The organism is Acidithiobacillus ferrooxidans ATCC 23270, assembly GCF_000021485.1.
Classification (GTDB): Bacteria; Pseudomonadota; Gammaproteobacteria; order Acidithiobacillales; family Acidithiobacillaceae; genus Acidithiobacillus; species Acidithiobacillus ferrooxidans.
The window spans coordinates 2,844,600-2,865,074 of the sequence record NC_011761.1 but is presented as its reverse complement, the minus strand read 5'-3'; the positions used below and the strand labels follow the sequence as shown (position 1 = coordinate 2,865,074).

Annotated in this window: 24 protein-coding genes and 6 pseudogenes; 19 read left to right on the top strand and 11 right to left on the bottom strand. The window is 55.4% G+C overall.

What is annotated here, in order from left to right; all coding sequences use genetic code 11:
• Positions 1 to 187: 187 nt before the first annotated feature.
• A complete protein-coding gene (locus tag AFE_RS14615; protein ID WP_009565614.1) occupies positions 188 to 1,051 on the top strand; it encodes an ATP-binding protein in 864 nt (287 codons plus the stop codon).
• Between the two features lie 510 nt (positions 1,052 to 1,561).
• On the opposite strand, the gene AFE_RS16440 is transcribed toward AFE_RS14615, so the two are convergent.
• The 3 genes and pseudogenes from AFE_RS16440 to AFE_RS14610 all read right to left on the bottom strand — a co-directional run bounded on the left by AFE_RS16440 (position 1,562) and on the right by AFE_RS14610 (position 2,271).
• Positions 1,562 to 1,843, bottom strand: a complete 282-nt coding sequence (locus AFE_RS16440) for a hypothetical protein (RefSeq protein WP_158303831.1) — start codon at positions 1,841 to 1,843, stop codon at positions 1,562 to 1,564.
• 62 nt (positions 1,844 to 1,905) lie between these two features.
• A pseudogene (locus AFE_RS17155) lies at positions 1,906 to 1,950 on the bottom strand (SEC-C metal-binding domain-containing protein); the annotation flags it as partial.
• 60 nt (positions 1,951 to 2,010) lie between these two features.
• Positions 2,011 to 2,271: a hypothetical protein gene (locus AFE_RS14610; protein WP_009565616.1), complete on the bottom strand. Its 261-nt coding sequence runs from the start codon at positions 2,269 to 2,271 to the stop codon at positions 2,011 to 2,013.
• Between the two features lie 467 nt (positions 2,272 to 2,738).
• Here AFE_RS14610 and AFE_RS14600 point away from each other — a divergent pair, with 467 nt between their 5' ends.
• Together AFE_RS14600 and AFE_RS14595 are read left to right on the top strand one after the other, a co-directional pair.
• A complete protein-coding gene (locus AFE_RS14600; RefSeq protein ID WP_012537644.1) occupies positions 2,739 to 3,656 on the top strand; it encodes a restriction endonuclease in 918 nt (305 codons plus the stop codon).
• 229 nt (positions 3,657 to 3,885) lie between these two features.
• On the top strand, positions 3,886 to 4,182 hold the full coding sequence (locus AFE_RS14595; protein WP_041646670.1) for a hypothetical protein: 297 nt from the start codon (positions 3,886 to 3,888) through the stop codon (positions 4,180 to 4,182).
• A gap of 148 nt (positions 4,183 to 4,330) precedes the next feature.
• Here the strand turns inward: AFE_RS14595 and AFE_RS17185 are convergent.
• A pseudogene (locus AFE_RS17185) lies at positions 4,331 to 5,081 on the bottom strand (IS5 family transposase); the annotation flags it as partial.
• Between the two features lie 126 nt (positions 5,082 to 5,207).
• Positions 5,208 to 5,648: pseudogene (locus AFE_RS14585) on the bottom strand (transposase); the annotation flags it as partial.
• A 126-nt stretch (positions 5,649 to 5,774) separates the two neighbouring features.
• Here AFE_RS14585 and AFE_RS14580 point away from each other — a divergent pair.
• Positions 5,775 to 6,803, top strand: a complete 1,029-nt coding sequence (locus tag AFE_RS14580; RefSeq protein WP_012536826.1) for an IS110-like element ISAfe1 family transposase — start codon at positions 5,775 to 5,777, stop codon at positions 6,801 to 6,803.
• 266 nt (positions 6,804 to 7,069) lie between these two features.
• Here AFE_RS14580 and AFE_RS14575 read toward each other — a convergent pair.
• From AFE_RS14575 to AFE_RS14560, 4 genes and pseudogenes are all read right to left on the bottom strand, one after another.
• A pseudogene (locus tag AFE_RS14575) lies at positions 7,070 to 7,681 on the bottom strand (IS5 family transposase); the annotation flags it as partial.
• Positions 7,682 to 7,756: 75 nt separating this feature from the next.
• Positions 7,757 to 7,954, bottom strand: a pseudogene (locus AFE_RS14565) (IS5 family transposase); the annotation flags it as partial.
• A 104-nt stretch (positions 7,955 to 8,058) separates the two neighbouring features.
• Positions 8,059 to 8,217: a hypothetical protein gene (locus AFE_RS16435; protein WP_012607643.1), complete on the bottom strand. Its 159-nt coding sequence runs from the start codon at positions 8,215 to 8,217 to the stop codon at positions 8,059 to 8,061.
• A gap of 109 nt (positions 8,218 to 8,326) precedes the next feature.
• Positions 8,327 to 8,554, bottom strand: coding sequence for a hypothetical protein (locus tag AFE_RS14560; protein WP_009565743.1), 228 nt, complete (start codon positions 8,552 to 8,554; stop codon positions 8,327 to 8,329).
• A gap of 239 nt (positions 8,555 to 8,793) precedes the next feature.
• Between AFE_RS14560 and istA the strand changes: the two genes are divergently transcribed.
• Both istA and istB read left to right on the top strand, forming a co-directional pair.
• Complete coding sequence (gene istA, locus AFE_RS14555) at positions 8,794 to 10,278, top strand: IS21-like element ISAfe9 family transposase (RefSeq protein WP_012536794.1); 1,485 nt, start codon at positions 8,794 to 8,796, stop codon at positions 10,276 to 10,278.
• Positions 10,275 to 11,102: an IS21-like element ISAfe9 family helper ATPase IstB gene (gene istB, locus AFE_RS14550; protein WP_012536793.1), complete on the top strand. Its 828-nt coding sequence runs from the start codon at positions 10,275 to 10,277 to the stop codon at positions 11,100 to 11,102. Before istA ends, istB begins: the two co-directional genes overlap by 4 nt.
• Positions 11,103 to 11,106: 4 nt before the next feature.
• Here istB and AFE_RS14545 read toward each other — a convergent pair whose 3' ends face one another.
• Positions 11,107 to 12,027, bottom strand: coding sequence for a hypothetical protein (locus AFE_RS14545; protein WP_148208628.1), 921 nt, complete (start codon positions 12,025 to 12,027; stop codon positions 11,107 to 11,109).
• Positions 12,028 to 12,244: 217 nt separating this feature from the next.
• On the bottom strand, positions 12,245 to 13,090 hold the full coding sequence (locus AFE_RS14540) for a hypothetical protein (protein ID WP_012537640.1): 846 nt from the start codon (positions 13,088 to 13,090) through the stop codon (positions 12,245 to 12,247).
• Between the two features lie 407 nt (positions 13,091 to 13,497).
• Between AFE_RS14540 and AFE_RS14535 the strand changes: the two genes are divergently transcribed.
• From AFE_RS14535 to AFE_RS14480, 13 genes and pseudogenes are all read left to right on the top strand, one after another.
• A complete protein-coding gene (locus AFE_RS14535; protein ID WP_012537639.1) occupies positions 13,498 to 13,758 on the top strand; it encodes a prevent-host-death protein in 261 nt (86 codons plus the stop codon).
• Positions 13,759 to 13,762: 4 nt separating this feature from the next.
• Positions 13,763 to 14,173 (top strand): PIN domain-containing protein, encoded by a 411-nt coding sequence (locus tag AFE_RS14530; RefSeq protein WP_225487348.1) that lies wholly within the window; start codon positions 13,763 to 13,765, stop codon positions 14,171 to 14,173.
• Between the two features lie 239 nt (positions 14,174 to 14,412).
• Entirely contained in the window at positions 14,413 to 14,811 is a 399-nt protein-coding gene (locus AFE_RS14525) for a VOC family protein (protein WP_012537637.1), read from the top strand.
• Positions 14,808 to 15,107 (top strand): SDR family oxidoreductase, encoded by a 300-nt coding sequence (locus AFE_RS14520; protein ID WP_012537636.1) that lies wholly within the window; start codon positions 14,808 to 14,810, stop codon positions 15,105 to 15,107. The genes AFE_RS14525 and AFE_RS14520 overlap by 4 nt, the downstream gene beginning before the upstream one ends.
• Before the next feature lie 116 nt (positions 15,108 to 15,223).
• The gene (locus AFE_RS14515) at positions 15,224 to 15,703 is read left to right on the top strand and encodes an SRPBCC domain-containing protein (RefSeq protein ID WP_012537635.1); all 480 of its coding nucleotides are present in this window, start codon (positions 15,224 to 15,226) and stop codon (positions 15,701 to 15,703) included.
• Position 15,704: 1 nt separating this feature from the next.
• Positions 15,705 to 16,190: a cupin domain-containing protein gene (locus AFE_RS14510; RefSeq protein ID WP_012537634.1), complete on the top strand. Its 486-nt coding sequence runs from the start codon at positions 15,705 to 15,707 to the stop codon at positions 16,188 to 16,190.
• Positions 16,191 to 16,200: 10 nt separating this feature from the next.
• The gene (locus tag AFE_RS14505) at positions 16,201 to 16,848 is read left to right on the top strand and encodes a transglutaminase-like domain-containing protein (protein WP_012607637.1); all 648 of its coding nucleotides are present in this window, start codon (positions 16,201 to 16,203) and stop codon (positions 16,846 to 16,848) included.
• Positions 16,820 to 17,044, top strand: a pseudogene (locus AFE_RS16870) (FMN-binding negative transcriptional regulator); the annotation flags it as partial. The gene AFE_RS14505 and the pseudogene AFE_RS16870, both read left to right, overlap by 29 nt.
• Before the next feature lie 8 nt (positions 17,045 to 17,052).
• A complete protein-coding gene (locus tag AFE_RS14500) occupies positions 17,053 to 17,520 on the top strand; it encodes an FMN-binding negative transcriptional regulator (RefSeq protein WP_236608968.1) in 468 nt (155 codons plus the stop codon).
• A gap of 86 nt (positions 17,521 to 17,606) precedes the next feature.
• Positions 17,607 to 18,068 carry a GNAT family N-acetyltransferase gene (locus AFE_RS14495; protein ID WP_012537632.1) on the top strand — a complete coding sequence of 154 codons (462 nt, stop codon included), beginning with the start codon at positions 17,607 to 17,609 and terminating at the stop codon, positions 18,066 to 18,068.
• A gap of 127 nt (positions 18,069 to 18,195) precedes the next feature.
• Positions 18,196 to 19,416, top strand: a complete 1,221-nt coding sequence (locus AFE_RS14490; protein WP_012537631.1) for a hypothetical protein — start codon at positions 18,196 to 18,198, stop codon at positions 19,414 to 19,416.
• A 10-nt stretch (positions 19,417 to 19,426) separates the two neighbouring features.
• Entirely contained in the window at positions 19,427 to 20,074 is a 648-nt protein-coding gene (locus tag AFE_RS14485; protein WP_009562837.1) for an ABC transporter ATP-binding protein, read from the top strand.
• Positions 20,075 to 20,104: 30 nt separating this feature from the next.
• A complete protein-coding gene (locus AFE_RS14480) occupies positions 20,105 to 20,425 on the top strand; it encodes an isochorismate lyase (protein WP_009562838.1) in 321 nt (106 codons plus the stop codon).
• Positions 20,426 to 20,475: the final 50 nt, after the last annotated feature.

Here is a 20,475-nt window from a genome sequence, read left to right as displayed (position 1 = left end):
CCCACACTGCTGCTCGTGGACGAAATTCAGACGCTGGTCCTATGTGTCCGACGACAACCCGTATTCCAAAGTGCAGTCCATTACGCTTTTTGCAGCCGAAGCCTCCAAACAAAGCAGAACGATTGAATTACCTGGTTTTATCGGTAACATAGATAATTATCTATCATGGCAATAAAACAGGATAGAAATGGCCAAAGACCCCTGGCACTACCCGCGAACAGCGTTGGCCGATCAATACCTGAAAACGTTGGGCATCGGACTCAGCAAGAGCCTGGTGCTCTTTGCCCAGCGGCGGATGGGGAAAACGGAATTTCTCCGTAAGGACCTACTGCCGACCGCAGAAAATGCCGGGTATATCACCATTTACGTGTCCCTGCGGGAGTCCGGGGAGGACCCCAAATCGGTATTGCTCGATGCCATCCGAAAGGCCGCGGAGGGAGAGGGTGTTATTCCGGGCATATGGCGCCGGTTGGGCCGACCGGGACCAAAAGGTGTCGGAGCCAATGCGGGTACAGTAGGCGCACAGGCATCATGGGAGCGAGGGACGGCAGAGGCCAGTGACCGCATGCTGGATCTCCGGCAGTGGATGAACACGTTGGCCCAGAAGAAAAACCCCACACTGCTGCTCGTGGACGAAATTCAGACGCTGGCGGACGAGAAGCGGTATGGCGCACTGGTGGCCGCTCTGAGGAGCGGCCTCGACAAGCATGGAGACCAGATCAAAGCCGTATTCACCGGGTCATCAAGCGAAGGCCTGCGGCGGATGTTTCAGATGGAAAAGGCCCCGTTTTTCCAGTTTAGCCATCAGATACCCTTTCCCCAACTGGGGCCAGCGTTCGTGCAGCACATGCTTCGCGCCTTTGCGAATGCGACCCAGCGTCAGTTAAATGAAGCGGAGGCATGGCAGGCGTTTATCGACCTGGCGTTGGTGCCCGAGCATTTCCGGTTGATGATGGCCAACATGGTCCAGTTGGGCAGCACCGATATCGCCACCGCACTAGAAGAGGTCAAAACGGCCATACAAGAATCGGCCGAGTACCCCTACAGATAGGCGGAGTTGACCCCTATCGACTATGCTGTGCTCAACATAATAGCTGAAGGCCAAAAGCCTTACGCGCAAGAAAGCCGGAAACTCATCGCGAAGCGTATGGAGATCGCTGGCGCAAGGCTGTCGGAGTGACACCGGGCAATGCCGCGCGAATTTCTTCAGTGCGCAGGTTGAGCTTGCCGGTGCGTTCAGCGCGGTGTCGAGCACGGATGATAAAGACTTGGCAGTGATCATGGGGAGACTGGCAGTCATTTTGCGCAATGTGTCATTAGATGTCGCATAACGCAAAACGAATACATGCCCCCCCTAGCCATGATCCAGAAATGTGGGCCACTGATCGTCAGTTGCCCAGCTGCTTGGCGCGTCCATCACAAACTCATGCAGGCCATGCTCGCGTCGAACGCGTGGAGAGCTACTCGCTGCAAGGCCATGTGCAAGCCCTCCTTTAGAACTTATACCCTAACGGGACATAGTTTATGGGTGAGTGACTGGAAGGCCAGTAAGGATGCGCTTTTAAGCATCATAGCTTTGCGATGTAGAAATACATTGTAATGCATCGTAATTTCCTGGCGACGACGGCAATGTCGGCGCCTTTTTCATTACGTGCATGACGGGCCGGAGCTGGCCGGGTGCTGCCGGACGGGTATCAAAGCGGAAGCGGTCGCCCAGCGATGAGCCCTGATCGTCGGCAGAAGACTGATTGCAGACATTCGGCAGCGGAAAGCAAATGGCATCATCCGACCCAAAGCAGCTAACCAGTCTCGGCGGGACAGGACTGTCGCTGATCAGCATCACATCACGGCGTCTCGGTTATCTAATCATCTCCGCCCCATGAAGGGATAACGAATTCCTGCTGCCTATGACCGTCCGTGGCAGCGCTTGTACTTCTGCCCTGATCCGCAAAGGGCATGGGTCGTTGCGCCCCACCTTCACGCGACGCGAAGCATTGTTTAGCGACGCTTTCACCACCCTACCTCGCGGCGCGCCAATGCGACGAAGTCATCACCTTCTGATCCCAGAGGATCAGCCAGCAGCGGGCCCGCGCCGAAATCCACCTGGGCGGCCTCACCCGGGGCGAAGGTCAACCGGGAGGTGACGCGCGGCGGTGCGGCGGCACGAATCTGGCGAATCAGCCGCTCGACGGCGGAATAGCTGCCGCCGAAGCCGTACTGCCGCACCAGGGCCGCATGGATGTTGATCCCCTGGATACCTGGGCCACCCACGCGGCGACACACTCCTCCTGCTCCCTGAAGCTGGAGAGACACTGGGTCGGCTGACCCTCTGGACGCCGCTATAGAGCAACTGCCATCTCAGCATCTTCGGGCAACGGCCGCCGAGGATCCAGCCAATCTCTTTGCGCAGCCTGCTGCCGCAAGAGCCCAAGCTTCCTGCGACCCATGAGTCCAGCGCGGGCGATACTACGGTCAGTGTCGCCATGGCGCATCCACACCAAAATCTGACGAATCGTAAACATCTCAAATCTCCTGTTGCTCATGGTTCCCTCCCAAAAGCGAGGAAGGTAACCGATCCAATAGAAGTTCGAGACCCCGAAGGCTACTCCGTTGGGGGCGCCATATTGCCGACCTGTGACAGGAGGTGCCCACGATCAGCGGAATCACTGCCCACGATCGCCGGAATGCGCAGCTTATGGTAACTTAGCCTAAATGCAGCCACTGATTCCCGGTGACCCATGCCCATACCAGACTTTCAAACGCTCATGCTTCCCGTCCTGAAGTCTGCCATTCAGGGGGAAAGGCGCATTTCCGATGTGGTTGAACAGTTGGCTGAAGATTTTTCGCTCACGCAACTGGAAAGAGACCAATTATTGCCCTCTGGAAGGCAAACCCAGTTTGCCAACCGCGTGAACTGGGCAAAATCCTACTTGAATAAGGCTGGCCTCGTGGTGAATACCCAGCGCGGTCATTTCTCTCTGACGGAACGTGGCCGGAAGGTGCTGGCTCAGTCTCCAGAGAAGATTGACCGAAAATTCTTGGCTCAGTTCAACGAATTTCAGGACTTCGTCAGCATTCACCACCATCATGAAGACCCGACTCAAGAGGAGCGGCAGGAGCCGACCCAAGAATTGGCACCCGATGAGCTGATGCGGCAGGCTTACCACGAATTGGAATCCACGCTCGCAGAGGAACTATTGCAGCGCGTCCGCTCTGGTTCTCCTGCCTTCTTTGAGGCTCTGGTAATCCGGCTTTTGCTGGCCATGGGCTACGGCGGTCAATCCGCCGAGGACGTGGAGAAAGCGCTGGTCGGCGGCATTGGAGACGGCGGCATTGACGGAATCATTGACCAGGATCCGTTGGGTCTGGACCGAATCTATATACAAGCCAAGCGCTATGGTGAAGGCAATACGGTGGGCGCTGGAGCCATTCGGGATTTCTTTGGCAGCCTGGACCGGTTCAAGGCCAGTAAAGGGCTGTTCATTACCACGTCAGATTTTACCCAGCAGGCACGAGAAACGGCAGAAATGCTGAGCAAAAGGATTGTACTGATTAACGGCAAGCAACTTTCCAGGCTGATGGTCCGTCATGGGGTAGGGTGCCGCGTGGAAGAGACCCTGGAAATCCGAAGGCTGGATGAGGAGTTTTTTGGGTAGGTTAGAGCTGGGCTGCTTGCACACAGATCGGAGATCAGATTTAAAATAACAGGCAAGCTTGTGATGGGGTACGGAAAGTGGCCCATTAAAGCTATCAGTAGACTGTCTGAGCGTCCCTTTGCATTGGATTGTTGTGTAATTAGTTATAAATCAATGCGATGGGTTAAATATAACTCATTTTATCGATGCTGACCGCAAGGCTGGGCTTGAATAAACAAAGGGGAAATGCATGAAAGGCAGGAAGTTATTGTTGTTGGTTGTCATGGCGGTGGCATTAGCGGGGTGTGCCAGTGCTGGCGCAATTGTCCCTCTCAACCGCGATACATACATGGTTGCGGCCTCGGGTGGTGGCGGATTGCGCACTTTCTCGCATTTGGAATCTTTAGCACTTGCCAAAGCGCGGGATTATTGTGCTGGCATGAATAAAAGAATGGTTTTCGTGAGCGTGCACAACTCTGGAGCTCCGACATGGACGCCTATGGAATCGGACGTTACGTTCAGGTGCGTGACTGATCAGGGGCAATAATATCGCGCCGGAGCTAGGGAACTCCTGATCAGGCATGAAAACGCCGATTTCTCCCCGCGCATTTGCCCGAAATAGGCCCATTCAGCGATTTTGTGGGCGAGATCCCGTCCATTCTGCCCCTTGGGGCGGATTTTGGGCGCAGTGCGCCTCAGGCAGCCGGCAGGCGACGCCGCAGCAGGTAGAGATTGGCCAGGGCAAAGAGCGTGGTGAGCTGGGCGCCGTTCTTGGTTAGGCTCCGGTAGCGGGTCTTGCGGGTGCCGAACTGGCACTTCAGCACCCGAAAGGCGTGCTCTCCCAAGGCACGGATCCGGGCCACACTCCGGTTGTAGCGCTTCGGAGCCGCCAGACCTTTCCTCTGCCCGGGAGTGCGGCGCAAGGCCACGGCGTCCTGGGTTCCCTGCGCGGCCAGGCGCTCGTGGACAAGAGGGATAGTCGTAGCCCCTGTCCGCCAGGACGACTGGTTCTTCTCCCGTCAGCAAAGCGTCCAGGGCTTTGTGGTCCGGGACCTTCGCCGCCGTGACCTCCACCGCTTCGACAACCCCTTGCAAATCCGTCGCCACATGGGCCTTCATCCCGAAGTACCACTGATTCCCCTTTTTCGTCGAGCTCATCTCCGGGTCCCGTTTCCGTTCCCGGTTTTTGGTGGAACTCGGCGCATGGATCAGGGTGGCGTCCACCATCCTGCCTTCGGCGAGCAGCAAGCCTTTCTCCCGCAGGACGACCTGTACTTCCTCGAAGATCGCGCGCGCCAGGTCGTGCCGCTCCAGCAGACGACGAAATTTCAGGATGGTCGTTTCATCGGGAACAAAGTCCCGGCCAAGATCGACACCCACGAATCGCCGCAGCAGCGGGATCTCGTAGAGGGCTTCTTCCATGCCAGGATCCGAGTAGGCATACCACTGGGCACCTCTAAAAACCGGCGCTCAGAACGAAGAATAATCTAAAAAATCAGAATTAAGGTTATTTTCCTGCTGTTTTGATGCCGAATGCTGTTCTTTACGGCTGTTTTTCCATAATTTGCCGCATTACGGGCAAGCCACCGCCCTCATAGGACCTACTTCGAGAAACCCCAGTCGCTTGATGTTGTAGGTAACCGCCATCATGGTCAGCGCAAAGTCGGCCCGCGCCTGGCCTATGGTCCGGATACACTTGCCGCCCATCTGCTCCATGGTGCCGAATACATGTTCTACGCGCGCCCGCACTTTGGCGATTTTATGGTTGCGCCGCTGTTGGCATTCGGACAGTGGGTGGTTGCGGCTGCCTTTCCGTTGGATACGACTCCGGTAGCCTTGGGCCTTGAGTTGTTCTTCCCGCTCCTGACTGGGGTAGCCTCTATCCGCATACACTTCGGCACTGGTATTCCAGTCATCCAGTACAACTTCAAAGTGCCGGCTGTCGTGGACAGAGGCCGTGTCGGTCACCAGCTTGCGGATCAGTTTGTGTTTGCGATCTACTCCGATAGAGATGTAATGGATGCCTCCCCCTACAGGACCGGCAGCGGGGTGCTTCAGAAGGGAGTCCCCGCTTGATCCGGACGGCATCAAGGTGCCAAGGTGGAAATTTATCCACGTAAAGGACAAGGAGGACTCGTCATGCAGGTTACAACATACGGATTGGATTTGGCAAAAAGGGTCATGCAACTGCACTGGGTAAACCTGGAGACCGGCGAGATTCACCGCAAACAGTTGAAGCGCCGTGCACTCCTGGAGTTTTTCGCCAACCGCCAACCGGGAATCGTGGCGATGGAGGCTTGCGGTAGCGCCCACTATTGGGGACGGGAATTGCGTAAGCTGGGGCATGAGGTCCGCTTGATTGCTGCCCAGTTTGTGCGTCCCTTCGTGAAGACCAACAAGAACGATGCGGCCGATGCGGCAGCGATCTGGGAAGCCGTACAGCGGCCTGATATGCGCTTCGTGGCGGTCAAGAGTGAGGAACAGCAATCCGTTCTGTCGCTGCACCGTATGCGGGAGCAATTGATCAAGATGCGCACTATGCAGGTGAACCAGATCCGGGGCCTGCTCTACGAATTTGGTGCTGATCTGCCGCAGGGCCGCCAGCGGGGGCTGAAAGAGGTTCCTGATGCTTTGGCCGACCTGGAAAAATCGATATCGCCCATGCTGCGGGACACGGTTCGTCAGCAATTAAAACGTCTTGAAGAGATGGACAAGGATATTGCGGATATCGAAAAGCGTTTGACGCTGTGGAAGAAAGGCCAAGAGGCCGTGACTCGATTGATGGCTATCCCCGGCGTGGGGCTACTTACGGCAACTGCCATTATCGCCACCGTGGGAGATATGAAGTCCTTTCGTTCAGGACGGGAGTTTGCGGCGTTTCTGGGGCTGGTTCCCCGCCAGAGTGGGACCGGTGGCAAGGTCCGATTACTGGGGATCAGCAAACGGGGGGATACCTATCTCCGAACATTGCTGACCCATGGAGCCAGGGCGGTGGTGAACTTCCAGATCAAGAATCGGAATCCCTGGATTGACAAACTGCTCAGTCGGCGACCCCATAATGTGGTGGTCGTGGCACAGTCCAACAAGATGGCGCGAACCATCTGGGCGCTGCTGGTGAAAAACACAGAATATGTGGCCAATCACGCTAGGAATGCGGCCGCCCTATAGTAACAGTTACAGGATTGTTGACGTTCAGCAAAAGGAGTTGCGCAGGCGGTACACGATTGATGGCAAAACAGGTCAGACCGCAGGAAAGGGAACCTGGAAGCTCTCTGTCCTAATAAGGACGCTTTAGAGATGAGGACTTTCCTGGCGGATTTCATCAGGGCCAGCAGGCTTAATGTCCTGCATCAAAGGCCGGATATAAGACTGCAACCCGACCTCAACATGTCAGACATCGCAATCCTCTTGCACACATGGAGGCATCCATATAAGAGCTTGAAGCCATAGGTGCTTTTGCCATGCTTCTTCGTCCAGGTCGCATCCAGATCTTTCTGACGGCGTTTCGCTGGGCTCCAGTCGGCAGGCATAGCGTTTTTTTTGATCTGTTCCTTGTCATCTCTGGAGAAATGTTGCTTGGGTGCCGGTACCAGCGTGGCATCAATGATCTGGCCCCCCCGGGCCACATAGCCGTGCTGCAGGATTTGCTGCTCGACTGCCGCGAACAGCGCTTCGGCACCGGCTACGCCAATACGGTTTTCAAAGTGCCAGATGGTCGCGCGATCCGGAAGACGTGCGGCATCCACCAGACCGCAAAAACGCTGATAGCTATGGCGATCCAGCAGCTGATACTCCATCTGCTCGTCTGAAAGATTGTAAAGGCGCTTTAACACCAATATCCGCACCATGGTTTCCGTGGGATAAGGAGGGCGACCGCCCTAGGGACTCGCCGGACGAGGGGCCACACGATCGACCTCTGCCGCCAGGGCAGGAAAGTCGATGCAGGAAGCGATGCGCAGCAATGGATCACCCAACTGATCCAGTTTCTGCTGGTGGAAATCCGCTGCAAACAGGTCGGTTTTGATTGCGCTCTTTCGTGGTGTCATCCGGCATACCCCATAATATTCAACTAGTTATATTTTATCATATACAGCCGAAGTGGGAAGGTTTTTCGAGGTGCCCCACTGCTGCAGAAAATGAATGCGCAGCATGCGCTCCAACGGCATCGGCTTGCGGCCGCTACCGCCTCGGGGATAATGGGGCTCGATCAAGGCCACCAAGCGCGCCCAGGGAATGACGGCATCCATCTCCGTCAGAAAGCGCTCCCGCTTGGTCTGCTTCCGCCGACGGGAAAGATCCTGTTCTTCCGCAAAGGCCATCTGCCCGGACATGCCATCCCCCTACGCATCGCTGATGCCAGCCAGTATACCAAAACGCCAGATCAGAGGCTCCTTAACCGCGTTTTTGTATTCTGAACAAGGAGTTATGTTGGTAGTTTTGAGTGATATTTTTCTATAACCAACTCGATTAATTTCCTGCCGGAAATAATATCGTTACTTTTCAATGCGTCAATAATTGGAATGAATGTTTCATTGACTTTTGTTAATTCTATATTTTCTCCTCTTGCGCCGAAGGCGTCCATCTATCTCCGGAGTTCAGCGGCGCTTGACCCGTCGGCCGTTTTTTGGCAGCAAAAATGGCCGGCGGGTCAAACGTCCGCTGCAACGATTTGTTGGACGACAATCTCACAGTTACCAGTCCATGTTCGCCGATCGATCCCACTGTTCCACCATGTGCTCCGCCAAGCTTTCCATCTCTTCACATGATTGCATGGCTTTGGCATATGTGCCATTGGCGGCCATGGTCAAAATAACCGGCAAGCTGGTTCGCTGAAGGTAAATTCTTGCGGGTTCACGCCCACCACTCCACAGATAGTTCATAAAATTTAGGATCACTTGAATGCCTTCAGGATCATTCACAGTGAGCGGGCCTGTAAGGGCGAACTTTCGCGATCCCCGCATGTGAGGCAAGAGCACGGGAGCAGCTCCCGCTCCGGAGTGAAAGCTAAAGGCTTCGCCTTGTTTTCCGAACGACTGCTAAGCGACAATTACCTTGTCCGGCTGACGACAATTATCTTGGCCGGTAAAACCTGACGCCGGGCAGGAGCCTGAGTGAGGGATAAAGTAGCGTTCTTGACCTGTAAGGACAGGAGGACGCAATGCCCGGCAAGTGGTTGGGAGATATTCAGGTGAACAAATACAAGGAACTTCGCAGGCAGTATCAGCAAGAGACCGCTGCCAACAAGATGGGAATTAGTGTGCGCACGGCGCGACGATTAGAAAGGCGGGAGGCTGCTCTGCCCTCCCAGAGGGGGCCACGGACCTGGCGCACGCGCAAGGATCCCTTTGCGGCCTACTGGCAAAGTGAGATTTTGCCGCTTTTGCGGCAAGCCCCCGGTTTGTTGGCTACGACCTTGCTGGAGGAGATGCAGCGGTTACATCCGGGAGAGGTAGAGCCTGGCCATCTCCGGACCTTGCAACGCCGCATTCGGGACTGGCGGGCATTGGAGGGGCCGGATCGAGAGATTTACTTCCCGCAGGCCCACGATCCAGGAAGGCAATGCCTTTCGGATTACACCGACGCCACGGAGTTATGCGTCACTATCGATGGGCAGATTCTGGTCCATAAACTCTACCAGTTCGTGATGGCCTACTCGGGGTGGCGCCACGTCGAGGTAGTTCTGGGTGGCGAGAGCTTCATATCCCTTTCTGCAGGTCTACAGAATGCCCTCTGGCGCCTGGGCGGCGTTCCGCAAGAGCACCGCACGGACCACCTCACGGCGGCCTATAACAATCAATCCGAGCACGAAGAGTTGACCCGGCGGTATGCCGCCCTGTGTCGGGATTACGATTTGCGGGCCACCACCAATAATCAGGGGGAGTCCCAGGAAAATGGATCGGTTGAGGCCCGTCAACGGACTTTGAAGCAGGCCCTGAATCAGGCGCTGATGCTGCGGGGTTATCGCGACTTCAGCGATTTGGCCGCATATCAGGCCTTTGTCGAGGAAGTCGCCACCCACATGAATCGGCGGGTGCAAAAGCGTTTGGCCGAGGAACGCCCGCTGCTCCAGCCTCTTCCCGAGCGACGGAGCAGCGATTACGTCGAGACGACGGTTCGGGTCAGCAGCAATGGGGTGTTCCGAGTATCCCACACCACGTACAGCGCACCGTCCCGTCTGCGTGGCCATCCTTTGCAGGTACGCATCTACACCCAGCATATCGAAGCATACTATGGCAGCACTCTGGTGGTGCGTGCGGAGAAAGGCCTGCGGGACGAGGCGGTGATCGATTATCGCCATGTACTGCCCATCCTCCGGCGCAAGCCCGGGGCCCTGATGCGTTGGGTATACCGGGATGCCCTGTTCCCTCGCCAGGCTTACCGGGATACCTGGGAGCGCTTACAGGAGCGCTGCCCAGAGCGGGACGCCTGCCGGATCATGGTGGGTCTGTTGGAGTTGGCGGCTGATGCCTGTGAGGCGGAGTTGGCATTGCGTTTGGACCAGATCCTGGCGGCGGGAGAACTCCCCGGTCTGGAGACCCTCCGAATGGCCCTGCATCCCGCACAAACGGTACCGACAGACCCCATCATATCGGTTCCGTCCCTGGAGCAATATGATCAGCTCCTGATGGAGGTGACCGCATGAACCCGAGCACGCTCGCCCGACTTCCCATGATGCTCACCGATCTGCGCTTGCCAACCATGAAACAGGCTTGGCAAGGCCTCGCCACAAAGTCCAATCAGGAAGACTGGCCCGCCGAGCGCTTCCTGGCGACCCTTCTGGAACAGGAAATCCTGGGGCGGGAGGCACGGCGTTTGGAACGTCGTCGCCAGGAATCCAACCTGCCACCGGATAAGCGGCTGGGAAACTATGACTTCACGGTGGTTCCCACGCTCTCCAAAGCCCATGTGCAAGCCTTGGCCGAGGCGGATGGATGGATCCAGGAAGGGGCCAACCTGCTGCTCTTCGGCCCGCCTGGTGTCGGCAAAAGCCATTTGGTGGCCGCTGTGGGGCATGCCCTAGTGGAACGGGGGTGTCGGGTATACTTCACACGGACCAGCGATTTGGTTCAGCAGTTACAATCCGCGCGCAAGGAGCTCCGATTGCCGGCCACTCTGGCCAAGCTGGACCGCTTTGACCTACTGATTTTGGATGACTTCAGCTATGTTCGCCGGGATCAGGCCGAGACCTCGGTGCTCTTCGAACTGATCTCGGAACGCTATGAACGGAAAAGTCTGGCCATCACAGCCAATCAACCCTTCTCTGCATGGGATCAGGTCTTCCCGGAGGCTGCCATGACCGTGGCCGCCGTGGATCGTCTGGTCCACCGCTCCACCATCTTGGAGCTCCATGCAGAAAGCTACCGGCGCCGGACGGCCAAGAATCGCGCAAACGTCACCGTGACAACCAAGGAGGTAAAGCGCGACCTGGAAGAAACGGACTCACAGGATGGTGTAGTATCACAGTAACAGCTTAGGGTCCCTCACTCACCGGCCAAGGTAATTGTCGCCGATGGGTCAAGATAATTGACGTCGAGCAGAACGACCCATGTGCGACGAAGTTTCGATGCTGTCTTCTAATCTCGGTCAGGTCGTCATAGAAGCGCTTTGATGTAGGCTCTTGGAGATCAAAGACGGCTTTGAATTTATTGCCCCAATCAGCGCTAGCTAGAGATGCGACCTCGTTCCCCGTGCTAATTGTCCCTTGAAGTATCGCGAGATGAATGAATACATGCTCGGTGAAACTGAAGAATGCATCGATAGCCGCACTCGCTAGCCAAGCAGCCTTTTCTGTGAGCGTGTAGGGCTCGGAAAAATAGCCATCCCAATCTGACATCCGTTCCTCGCGTGAAAGACTCCTCCTCCGTTCTTCCTCACGCCGAATATCGGCCACTATCTTTTGATATTCACCATAAACGTACTGAAAACGCTGGTGAAGTTCGTCGGTGTAGTTCTTGACATTGAGTTTCGAATCGGCCACAGCGCTCTCGGCGCGCCACTCGAAGTAGGGCCGTGCCACCTTTGTAGCCTTTTGAATGCGTGTCGCGATTTCTGCCGCTTCTGTCTCGTGTGCCTGTGGATTGTCTACAAAGATGCCTATCCCAAACTTTCTATGTTCGATGAGAAACGCCTTGCCCTTGTAGTCTACGGGAACAGACCAAGCTAGCTTTTCGAACTGGCCAAGGTTCTTAAACTCCAATAGGTCGATCAGCAGAAAATACACAAGATAGTACGGTGGCAGATTGCGACCAGCGTCCGTGCGTTGCGCGTCAAAAAGAAGGTTCTGCGGGGTGGCTGTCGATGCTCCAGCAGGGCGAATTGGCGCTAAGGCCCTCTCGGCAGCGGCCCTGACACGCTGAAGATGATCAGGCAGGTTCAAACTCTTTTCGTCCAACGGGAATTCAACTGCGCCGGGTTTGCAGCATAACACCCGACATTGCCGTATAACATTTCTGGATCTCCTCGGCTACAACCATCCTACTTTTTTGGCTTTACACCAATCCGCCCGAATTTGAACGACCGCTCATGCTGCTCTGCTACCGTTGTTGCCCTGGTGGTCGGAAACAGGCCGGCAGCAGAAGTAAAGTATGATCAATCAACGCCGGACGCCTCTATGACTGACGACCAGGGAGCAAGTCTTCTTCTCCGTGAAATCTATTATACGTTTCATAGTTATCGAATGCATAGTTTGTTTCTATAGATATCGAACCAGAAATGTCCGATTCATCTCCGACCTTAAAGCTTAGCTCGTAGAGTTTCTCGATGCCAATTTTGTCTGTTAAATCCTTCAATAGCCTGTCCTCTGCGCCATAAATCTTTTGGTCAATTGATTCGATCAAAATATTGAGCATATCTTCAAAGGTTTTTAGTTCTTCGAGTTCCATGGATCCGTAGGAAATATAATTATAATAGAACTCAATTATCTCCTTTTGTTCGGCGTCTGGATTTAACGCTACAAAAGCGAGAGCTAGGTCGAACCGTCCGGTCTGGTGAGCTATTGCCCCATGCCTTATTTCAACAATTTTTTTGTGTAATTTTATGTGCTTGTTATCCCCATATATTTTCTTGTGGTCAAGCTTAATTTTTCCATTATCTGAATCAATAAATAGCTTTGAGTACCAAATTATCGATGCATCTATAAATGTCTTCATGACAAAGTCTGTATTTACATCGTCTTGTTTCACGGATGTCATTGATGTAACAAAATTAATAGCGGCGCGACTTTTCATAACATCTAGTTTCATTAAGTTTAAATTTGTTACTCTCTTGGAAATAACCTCTAATTGAGTGTTACCGAGCAACAATAAAAATGGGCAGGGAATTTCATCTTTCGTATAGGCCACATATATAGGAGCTGGGAAATTTCTCCATGGCGGCCGAGTGCCGTTTACGCTGGCCTCTTTGAACCTTAGTTTTAGTTTTGGCAAAACTCGTTTTGGATTATCCTTCTGAGACATTGAAGCTTCCTTTTCTAGGTTGTAGTAGCCGATAGTGACTGATAATTTTTCATTTGTGCCAGCATTGCGTCAAGCGGAGTCATCCACGTATGTGCCTAGATCTCCCATATACTCCAAGCCTTTCGCAAAGCCCCAGCCACGATAACATATTCTTCTGATGATCAATGTCTGTTTCAGCCCCGAGGCTGAAACGTTGGGTGCCGCCCATATCATTGACCAATCGGGTGACGGCGTCGAATAAGCATACGAACGACTGCTCCCGCTGCAGAGCGTTCCTTCGCGAGTCAGGCAACCAGAGCCCACGTATTCCGCTGGGATGGGGTGCGAAAGATTTAATGTGCCTCAGCTTGATAGATCTCGACTTGTGTATTATATTGTGTACACATCGTGGCAGAAAGGAGGCGCTCATGAGCCTACGTGTAGGAGTGCGAGAATTACGCGACAAATTGGCCGAATATCTCGAAGCCTCAATGCCCATTGAGGTGACACGACATGGGCAGACCATCGGCTTTTACATCCCGGTTCCTAAAAAACCCAGCCAATCAGAAAGAGATGCTTTGCTCGAAGCAGGACGGCGAATGCGTGAAGAAATGGAACACATGGGTATCACAGAGGACGAACTGGTAGCGGGGTTCAAGGAATGGCGCAAAAAAGCTCATGCCGCGTAGGCGGTTGGTTGTAGACGCCAACATCCTGATTCGTGCTGTCTTGGGGCTGCGAGTACGATTGCTCATCGCCGATGCATGTGACAGGGTCAGTTTCTATGTGGCCGAAGCAAATTATGACGAAGCCAAGCACTACTTAGCAGAATTGGCTCCCGCCCGGGGAATATCCGAAGTGGTGTGGCAGGACGCGTTAGATACGCTTATGACGGCCATACAGTTGATTGGCCAGGAAACATTGTCGCCTGTAGAAATTGCCGCAAAAGCCAGAATTGCCCGGAGAGACGAACGGGATTGGCCGGCGGTAGCGGCGTCCCTGCTGCTGGATTGTCCGATCTGGACGGAGGATCGAGATTTCTTTGGTGCCGGTGTGGCAACCTGGACGACAGAAACCATATCTATATATCTTGATAGCTGCTGAAGGCTGCTCTGCTTCCATTAGGTTCTGATCGGCGGTACCAGACTGGTAGCGGCCATCCAGTTTCCGTTGGCGACGGGCGGGGTAATGCTTTCCTTGAGCCAGGCACCCAGTCGAACTCGACCACTAGACAATACCATCCGAAAGCATAGTACCATTGGTTTTATCTACCCTTCATCACTGCTACGCTGGAGTCGACCTTGGCCCCGTCCCTCTCCACGAACACTCTCTGAGATCACGCTATGCGCATAGACCGCCTGGATCATGTCGTCCTGACCGTGGTGGATATATCTGCTACGATCGACTTCTATTCACGGGTATTGGGCATGCAGGAAATCACCTTTGGTGACCAGCGAAGGGCCTTGGCCTTTGGGCAGCAAAAAATCAACCTGCATTCGGCAGGGCATCCCATAGCGCCCCATGCGACCAGCCCCACTCCCGGGTCGGCGGATTTGTGCTTCATTGTCACCGGTGGTATCCAGGGGGTGCTCACCCATCTGCAGACCTGCGGAGTCACTCTGGAAGCCGGTCCGGTGCCCCGCACTGGAGCCACGGGGCCGATCACCTCTGTCTACTTCCGGGATCCCGATGGCAATTTGCTGGAGGTGGCCACGTATGATCAGTCGATACAACTGTCATGACCGGTAATTCGCGCGTCGCACTGGTTACCGGCGCCACCTCCGGCATTGGTCTGGCTATCGCGCAGCGTTTAACGCAGGCGGGATATTGGGTGGCCCTGCATTCCCGCGCCTCCTCCGCTGCGGGTCTACAAGCGGCGGCAACGCTGGCGGGTGCCCACTATTTTCAGGCAGACTTGCTGAAGGATGGTGAGCGCCGGAAACTGATCAACCATGGACGACCATTCGCGAACAATGGTTTCGCGATGCCCCCATGGGTCGGGGTGCGCGCCCTGGCGACGTCGCGGATGTTGCCATGATGCTAATCGAATCGAGCTATCAGACGGGGAGGTGATTCTTGTGGACGGCGGGATGAACCTGCTTTAAGCCATCGCGGCGAATAAATGGGATTTTTTCACAACGACGAAGGATAGCCATGCAGCAGATCGTGACAGAGATCGACATCGCAGCATCACCGGAGCACGTGTGGTCCATCCTCATGGATTTCCCCGCCTATCCGCAATGGAATCCCTTCATTCGCTCGCTTTCCGGAGTGGCGAAGCCGGGAGAGAAATTGCGTGCGACCATTCAACCCGAGGAACGCAGGGCCATGACCTTCCGGCCGAAGGTACTGAAGGCAGCAGATCAACAAGAATTACGCTGGCTGGGCCGCTTGGGATTTCCGGGCTTATTCGATGGACAGCACTACTTTCAGCTCGCCGCGCTCAGCCATGGGTACACGCGGTTCACCCAGGGAGAGCAATTCTCAGGCATTCTGGTGGGCATGTTCATATCCAGCATGGCAGCGGCGACAAAAGCGGGTTTTCATGCAATGAATCAGGCATTGAAGAATCGCGCGGAGGCGAATGACCATATTGGCCACGCACATGATGACATTTCCAAGGAGTGGTACTGACATGGATACCCGAAAACTGCTGCTCACCGCGCAGGAAATCAGTCAGATGAAGGGCGAACATAAGGTCCATTTCCTCAATCCCGGCGCTGTTCGTATCAATAAGTCTTTAGGCGATGCGGTAGGCCTTCGGCACATGGGTATACATCTCATCCAGATAGAGCCGGGTAAAGAGAGTACCGAGTACCACCTGCATCATTATGAAGAAGAAGCCGTGTACGTGCTGTCTGGTAAGGGCACGCTCACCATGGAGAATGATCAGTATCCCATCGCCCCAGGTGACTTCGTCGGTTTTCCTTGCCATGCAGCCGCGCACAGCATCAGCAACGATGGAACGGAAACACTCGTGTGCCTGGTCATCGGTCAGCGACTGGATCAGGATGTCGTGGATTACCCGAATCAGCATAAACGCCTGTACCGTAATAATGGGGAATGGAATCTGGTGGATATGGCAGATATCCGTGTGTTGCGCGAACCCACGCAGAAATAACAGGAAATTTATGAAGCTCGCAAAATTCGATACCCAGCCGTTACCGCACTTCCTGATGGAAAGTGCCACCGTAGATTATGCGCATGCCGATATCCGTAAGTTGGCGGCCGCCTTATCCTCTGACGATTCAACGGCAACCGCCAGGCGTTGCTTCGAATGGGTACGCGATCACATCGAACACAGCATGGATTTTCACCGGGAAGAAGTGACCTGCGCAGCGTCGGATGTGTTGCAGCAAGGCACTGGCCTATGCACCGCGAAAAGTCATCTGCTCGTGGCCTTATGGCGCGCCAACCAAATCCCTGCGGGATTCTGTTATCAACGACTGACGCTGGATGGCCCCAATCCGCCCTACTGTACACACGGCTTCACCGCGGTCTGGCTGGATGACCGGGGCTGGTACCGTTGTGATGCGCGCGGCAACAGCAAACCCGGGATCCGCTGCGAATTCACGCCCGGACAAGAAAATCTTGCTTTCTCGTCGAGGTATGACGGCGAGCGGACCTATCCGGAGGTTTGGGCAGAGCCCTGGCCAGATTTGCTCACCGCCATGGAAAAACTGCAAAACATATCGCAGTATCGGAGCCATCCCATTGATGCCCGCCCACCCGCCGCAGATTTGTGCGTAAGTGAGTCTGCAGCGCCGAACATGGAATGACAGGAGGCCGAACTTGTATTGTCCTGAGTCATTTGCAGAAAACCGCCCGGAAATCCTGCGGGCACTGATTCAGTGTTATCCCCTCGCGACACTGGTCAGCATGGGCGGTAATAGTCTGGAGGCGAATCATATTCCCTTGTACCTCGCACCCGACGAAGGACCGCAACCGGTGCTGCAAGGCCATGTGGCACGCGCCAATCCCCTGTGGCGAGAGGCGCCTCGGACGATGAGGTGCTGGTCATCTTTCAGGGGCCGCAACACTACATCAGCCCCTCCTGGTACGCGACCAAGGCGGAAACCGGCAAAGTGGTGCCAACCTGGAACTATGCCGTCGTTCATGCCTACGGGCCGCTGCAGGTCAGAGACGACTCCGCTTGGGTACGGCAACAGATGGTCGCCCTGACCGCGCAGCAGGAGAACGGCTTTACCCTGCCCTGGCAGGTGGAGGATGCGCCCCAGGACTTTACGGAGCGGCTCATCCAACAGGTGGGGGGCATAGAAATCTCCATCTCCCGCTGGATGGGTAAGTGGAAAATCAGTCAGAACCAGCCGGTTGGCAACCGTGACAGTGTCGTCGCGCACCTGGAGCAGCAAAAGCAGATTGACTCCGGGTCCATGGCTGAATATGTTCTGGCCAGCCTGAAAGACGGCAAACAGGACCATCCCGAATGACGATTACCGTGGGTTTTCTGGTATTCCCAGGGATTCAACTGCTGGATCTGGCGGGCCCCTATGAGTTTTTTTGCAGTGCATGAGGGATGATTGCCGAGCGTGGACCATTGCTACCCGAGATGATGATTCGACTGTTGGCGAAGAATGAACTGGCAATGACCTTGCCGCTGGTACAGGAACTCAATCCTGGCGTGCCGCCAGATGTACTCGCGCAAAGACTTCAGGATATGACCGCACAGGGATATCGATGCGCTGCCGCTTTTACGGATGATTGCTGTATCGGTGTGGCGGGTATATCGCTGGGAACGCGTTTTTGGTGTGGACGCTATCTGGACGTCGACAACGTGATCGTCGCCCCACAGTATCGGGGTGTCGGTATCGGTCAACAGCTTATGGATTGGGTAGAGAACTACGCGCACAAAGAGGGCTGCGAAATCATGGTGCTGGATGCTTACGTCACCAATCATCCTGCGCACAGGTTTTATCAGCGCAACGGTTACCAGATCGTCGGCCACCACTTCGTCAAATCATTGCGGTCCACCGGATGATTTACGAAGCCAACGGTCACGTAGCGGGTGGTTTGGCCGCTTGAGTTGCACTATGATTTTCTGACCACTTCATGCCAGCGGGAGGCATGGCCATGGCAACGGCAAGACAGCTTGAACAACCTGGAATATGTATCGCCACCTGACCCTGTTGCGCCTGCGCTGGTACGCCCTGGCCACGGGCCGCGTGCTGCTGCGGCATTGGCAGGTATTCGTACTGGCGGGCGCGTTGGTTCCTGGCGGGATGCCTGTCGGCAAGTTGTTAATGGGCCTGGGCTATCCCCTGTTGGCCGCGCTGCATGTTGGCCACGATGTGCTATGGCACTGGTGGCGCCTCGTGGCCATCCAGGGGCTTGCGCTGGCCTGGGTCATGGTGCAGCGCCGCCACCTCGACGGTGGCGCGTTCATGGTCTATGCGCGATCCCTGCCTCTCTCGGTCAATCAGCGGCGCCGGGCTGATCTGTCGGTGCTCCTTCCCGCCAACAGTCTCTTGCTGGTCCCCGTTGTGGCGCTGGTCGTCGTCGCGCCAACTGGTTTGCTCGGGGCAACGGCGACCCCGTTCCTGGTTGCCACCGTATGCGTGATGACTGGATTGGTGCTGCTCGCCGAACTCGCTGCGCTGGAGCGACAGCTTGCCGCACTTTTAATCTTCGGGCTGGCTGATGCTCTGCTGAGCTGGAGCCTGAGCCGCCCGGTCGATCCGGCAAGCTGGCTTGCTCTGAGTGGCGCTTTGCTGATTGGCGCGTCGTTTATCGTCTTACGGCATCCCCTTCAGGCCAGTCTCCAGACGTGGGTCCGCCGTCGAGTAACCCAATTGCTTCCCTGTGGACGGCGACTTTTCTCCTTCCTGCCTCCAGCCTGGCGTATCCAGGCGCAAGCACTCTGGGTGCGGCATCCGGGAGGCACGGTGTTGCGCACGGCGAGCGTTTTCGCCCTGGCCTTAGCGGCAGACTGGCTGATGCAGAAGTTCGCGTTCGACGCCCGCGCCCTGCCCACAGCCATTCTCGGCATGGCGGCCATCGCGCTGATCGCCAGTGGCTTGTATCGCATCCTGCAGTCCGCACATCGACCGGTGCAGCCCTATCTCCATACGCTCCCCCTGCCAAAGAGGTTCTGGGGCTTGCAGGATACGGCTTTTGTCGCCGCCTTCGGTGCTTTACCCTTGGCCGTTTTGCTGGCTCCGATGTTGATCCATCTCAACGCGTCTGTCGACACGACACTCGCCTTGGCCTACTTCGCCCTATTGGCCTTGCTGCGTTTGCCCCTGGTGCATGGGGGACGACAAGCGGTCTTGCTAGGGGTCATTTTGGCCGGTACATGGTCGGGCGCGGCGATGGCCGTGGTTCGATAGGAGTAAGACGATGTTGCGATTCGAGGGGATCACCAAGTCCTTTGGCTGGCGCCGGATTTTCCAGGACATCCGTGGCGAACTGGTTCCAGGCGTTTATGCCCTGCAGGGGCCGAACGGCAGCGGTAAGTCCACGCTGCTGGGCATCCTGTCAGGGGCCATTGCGGCTGACGCGGGCGAGGTCTGGATAAATGACGTCAGCCTCCAGACGGCACCGTTGCCCGCGCGGCAAGGGCTGTCCTACGCGCCTGATGAAAGCCCTATCTATCCTTTCATGACTGGGCGTGACCTGCTGGATTTCGTCGCCATGGCCAAAAAGACCAGGGTCGGTCCGGATATTCTGGAATTGATCGCCCAATTCGGACTGGACCCGCACCTGCAGACCCGTTTCAGTGCCATGTCGCTGGGCACACAGAAAAAATTCATGCTCAGCGCGGCCTGGATCGGCGACCCGCAGGTGATGCTGCTGGATGAGCCGAGCAATGGATTGGACAATCATGCCCGAGAAATCTTAGCCCAGTGCATCAGGTTACGTGGTCTGGAGGGGTTGGCGCTGTTTGCGAGCCATGACGCTGCGTTCGTGGAAGCTTGCGGGGCCAATATCTTGCGGATGGAGCACCTGAAATCCCCTGAGCATTGTCTGGCGTTAGTCCGAGTATAATTTTATTAGCCAAATAACCCATGGTGCAGAATGAATATTGAAAGGCAAGTAGAGCCGGAAGCCTGTTCCGGAATGGACGACGTCCGCCGAGAGATAGACCGCATTGACCGTGCAATCATTGCAATGCTCGGGAAACGATTCAAATATGTTATTGAGGCATCAAAGTTTAAAACATCCGAAATGTCGGTCCGTTCACCCGATCGCTTTAAGGCCATGCTTGAGATGCGCCGTGAATGGGCGCAATTAGAAGGCCTGAATCCGGATGCAATCGCAAAGATGTACAGTGATTTGGTGAACCACTTTATCGAAGAGGAGATGAAACAATGGGAGATTCATCAACGAACGATATAGCAATTTGCTGCAGTGGCAACAGACCTGGTGGTCTACAGGCTGAGCACAGC

What these genes read in the sequence shown, in the direction of transcription:
- AFE_RS14505 (WP_012607637.1), top strand. Translation starts at nt 16,201, where the DNA reads ATGAAGCTCGCAAAATTCGATACCCAGCCGTTACCGCACTTCCTGATG.
- AFE_RS16435 (WP_012607643.1), bottom strand. Translation starts at nt 8,217, where the DNA reads ATGGACGCCTTCGGCGCAAGAGGAGAAAATATAGAATTAACAAAAGTC.
- AFE_RS14485 (WP_009562837.1), top strand. Translation starts at nt 19,427, where the DNA reads ATGTTGCGATTCGAGGGGATCACCAAGTCCTTTGGCTGGCGCCGGATT.
- AFE_RS14490 (WP_012537631.1), top strand. Translation starts at nt 18,196, where the DNA reads ATGTATCGCCACCTGACCCTGTTGCGCCTGCGCTGGTACGCCCTGGCC.
- AFE_RS14540 (WP_012537640.1), bottom strand. Translation starts at nt 13,090, where the DNA reads ATGTCTCAGAAGGATAATCCAAAACGAGTTTTGCCAAAACTAAAACTA.
- AFE_RS14495 (WP_012537632.1), top strand. Translation starts at nt 17,607, where the DNA reads ATGATTGCCGAGCGTGGACCATTGCTACCCGAGATGATGATTCGACTG.
- AFE_RS14600 (WP_012537644.1), top strand. Translation starts at nt 2,739, where the DNA reads ATGCCCATACCAGACTTTCAAACGCTCATGCTTCCCGTCCTGAAGTCT.
- AFE_RS14525 (WP_012537637.1), top strand. Translation starts at nt 14,413, where the DNA reads ATGCGCATAGACCGCCTGGATCATGTCGTCCTGACCGTGGTGGATATA.
- istB (WP_012536793.1), top strand. Translation starts at nt 10,275, where the DNA reads ATGAACCCGAGCACGCTCGCCCGACTTCCCATGATGCTCACCGATCTG.
- AFE_RS14615 (WP_009565614.1), top strand. Translation starts at nt 188, where the DNA reads ATGGCCAAAGACCCCTGGCACTACCCGCGAACAGCGTTGGCCGATCAA.
- AFE_RS14510 (WP_012537634.1), top strand. Translation starts at nt 15,705, where the DNA reads ATGGATACCCGAAAACTGCTGCTCACCGCGCAGGAAATCAGTCAGATG.
- istA (WP_012536794.1), top strand. Translation starts at nt 8,794, where the DNA reads ATGCCCGGCAAGTGGTTGGGAGATATTCAGGTGAACAAATACAAGGAA.
- AFE_RS14535 (WP_012537639.1), top strand. Translation starts at nt 13,498, where the DNA reads ATGAGCCTACGTGTAGGAGTGCGAGAATTACGCGACAAATTGGCCGAA.
- AFE_RS14515 (WP_012537635.1), top strand. Translation starts at nt 15,224, where the DNA reads ATGCAGCAGATCGTGACAGAGATCGACATCGCAGCATCACCGGAGCAC.
- AFE_RS14580 (WP_012536826.1), top strand. Translation starts at nt 5,775, where the DNA reads ATGCAGGTTACAACATACGGATTGGATTTGGCAAAAAGGGTCATGCAA.
- AFE_RS14480 (WP_009562838.1), top strand. Translation starts at nt 20,105, where the DNA reads ATGAATATTGAAAGGCAAGTAGAGCCGGAAGCCTGTTCCGGAATGGAC.
- AFE_RS14520 (WP_012537636.1), top strand. Translation starts at nt 14,808, where the DNA reads ATGACCGGTAATTCGCGCGTCGCACTGGTTACCGGCGCCACCTCCGGC.
- AFE_RS14595 (WP_041646670.1), top strand. Translation starts at nt 3,886, where the DNA reads ATGAAAGGCAGGAAGTTATTGTTGTTGGTTGTCATGGCGGTGGCATTA.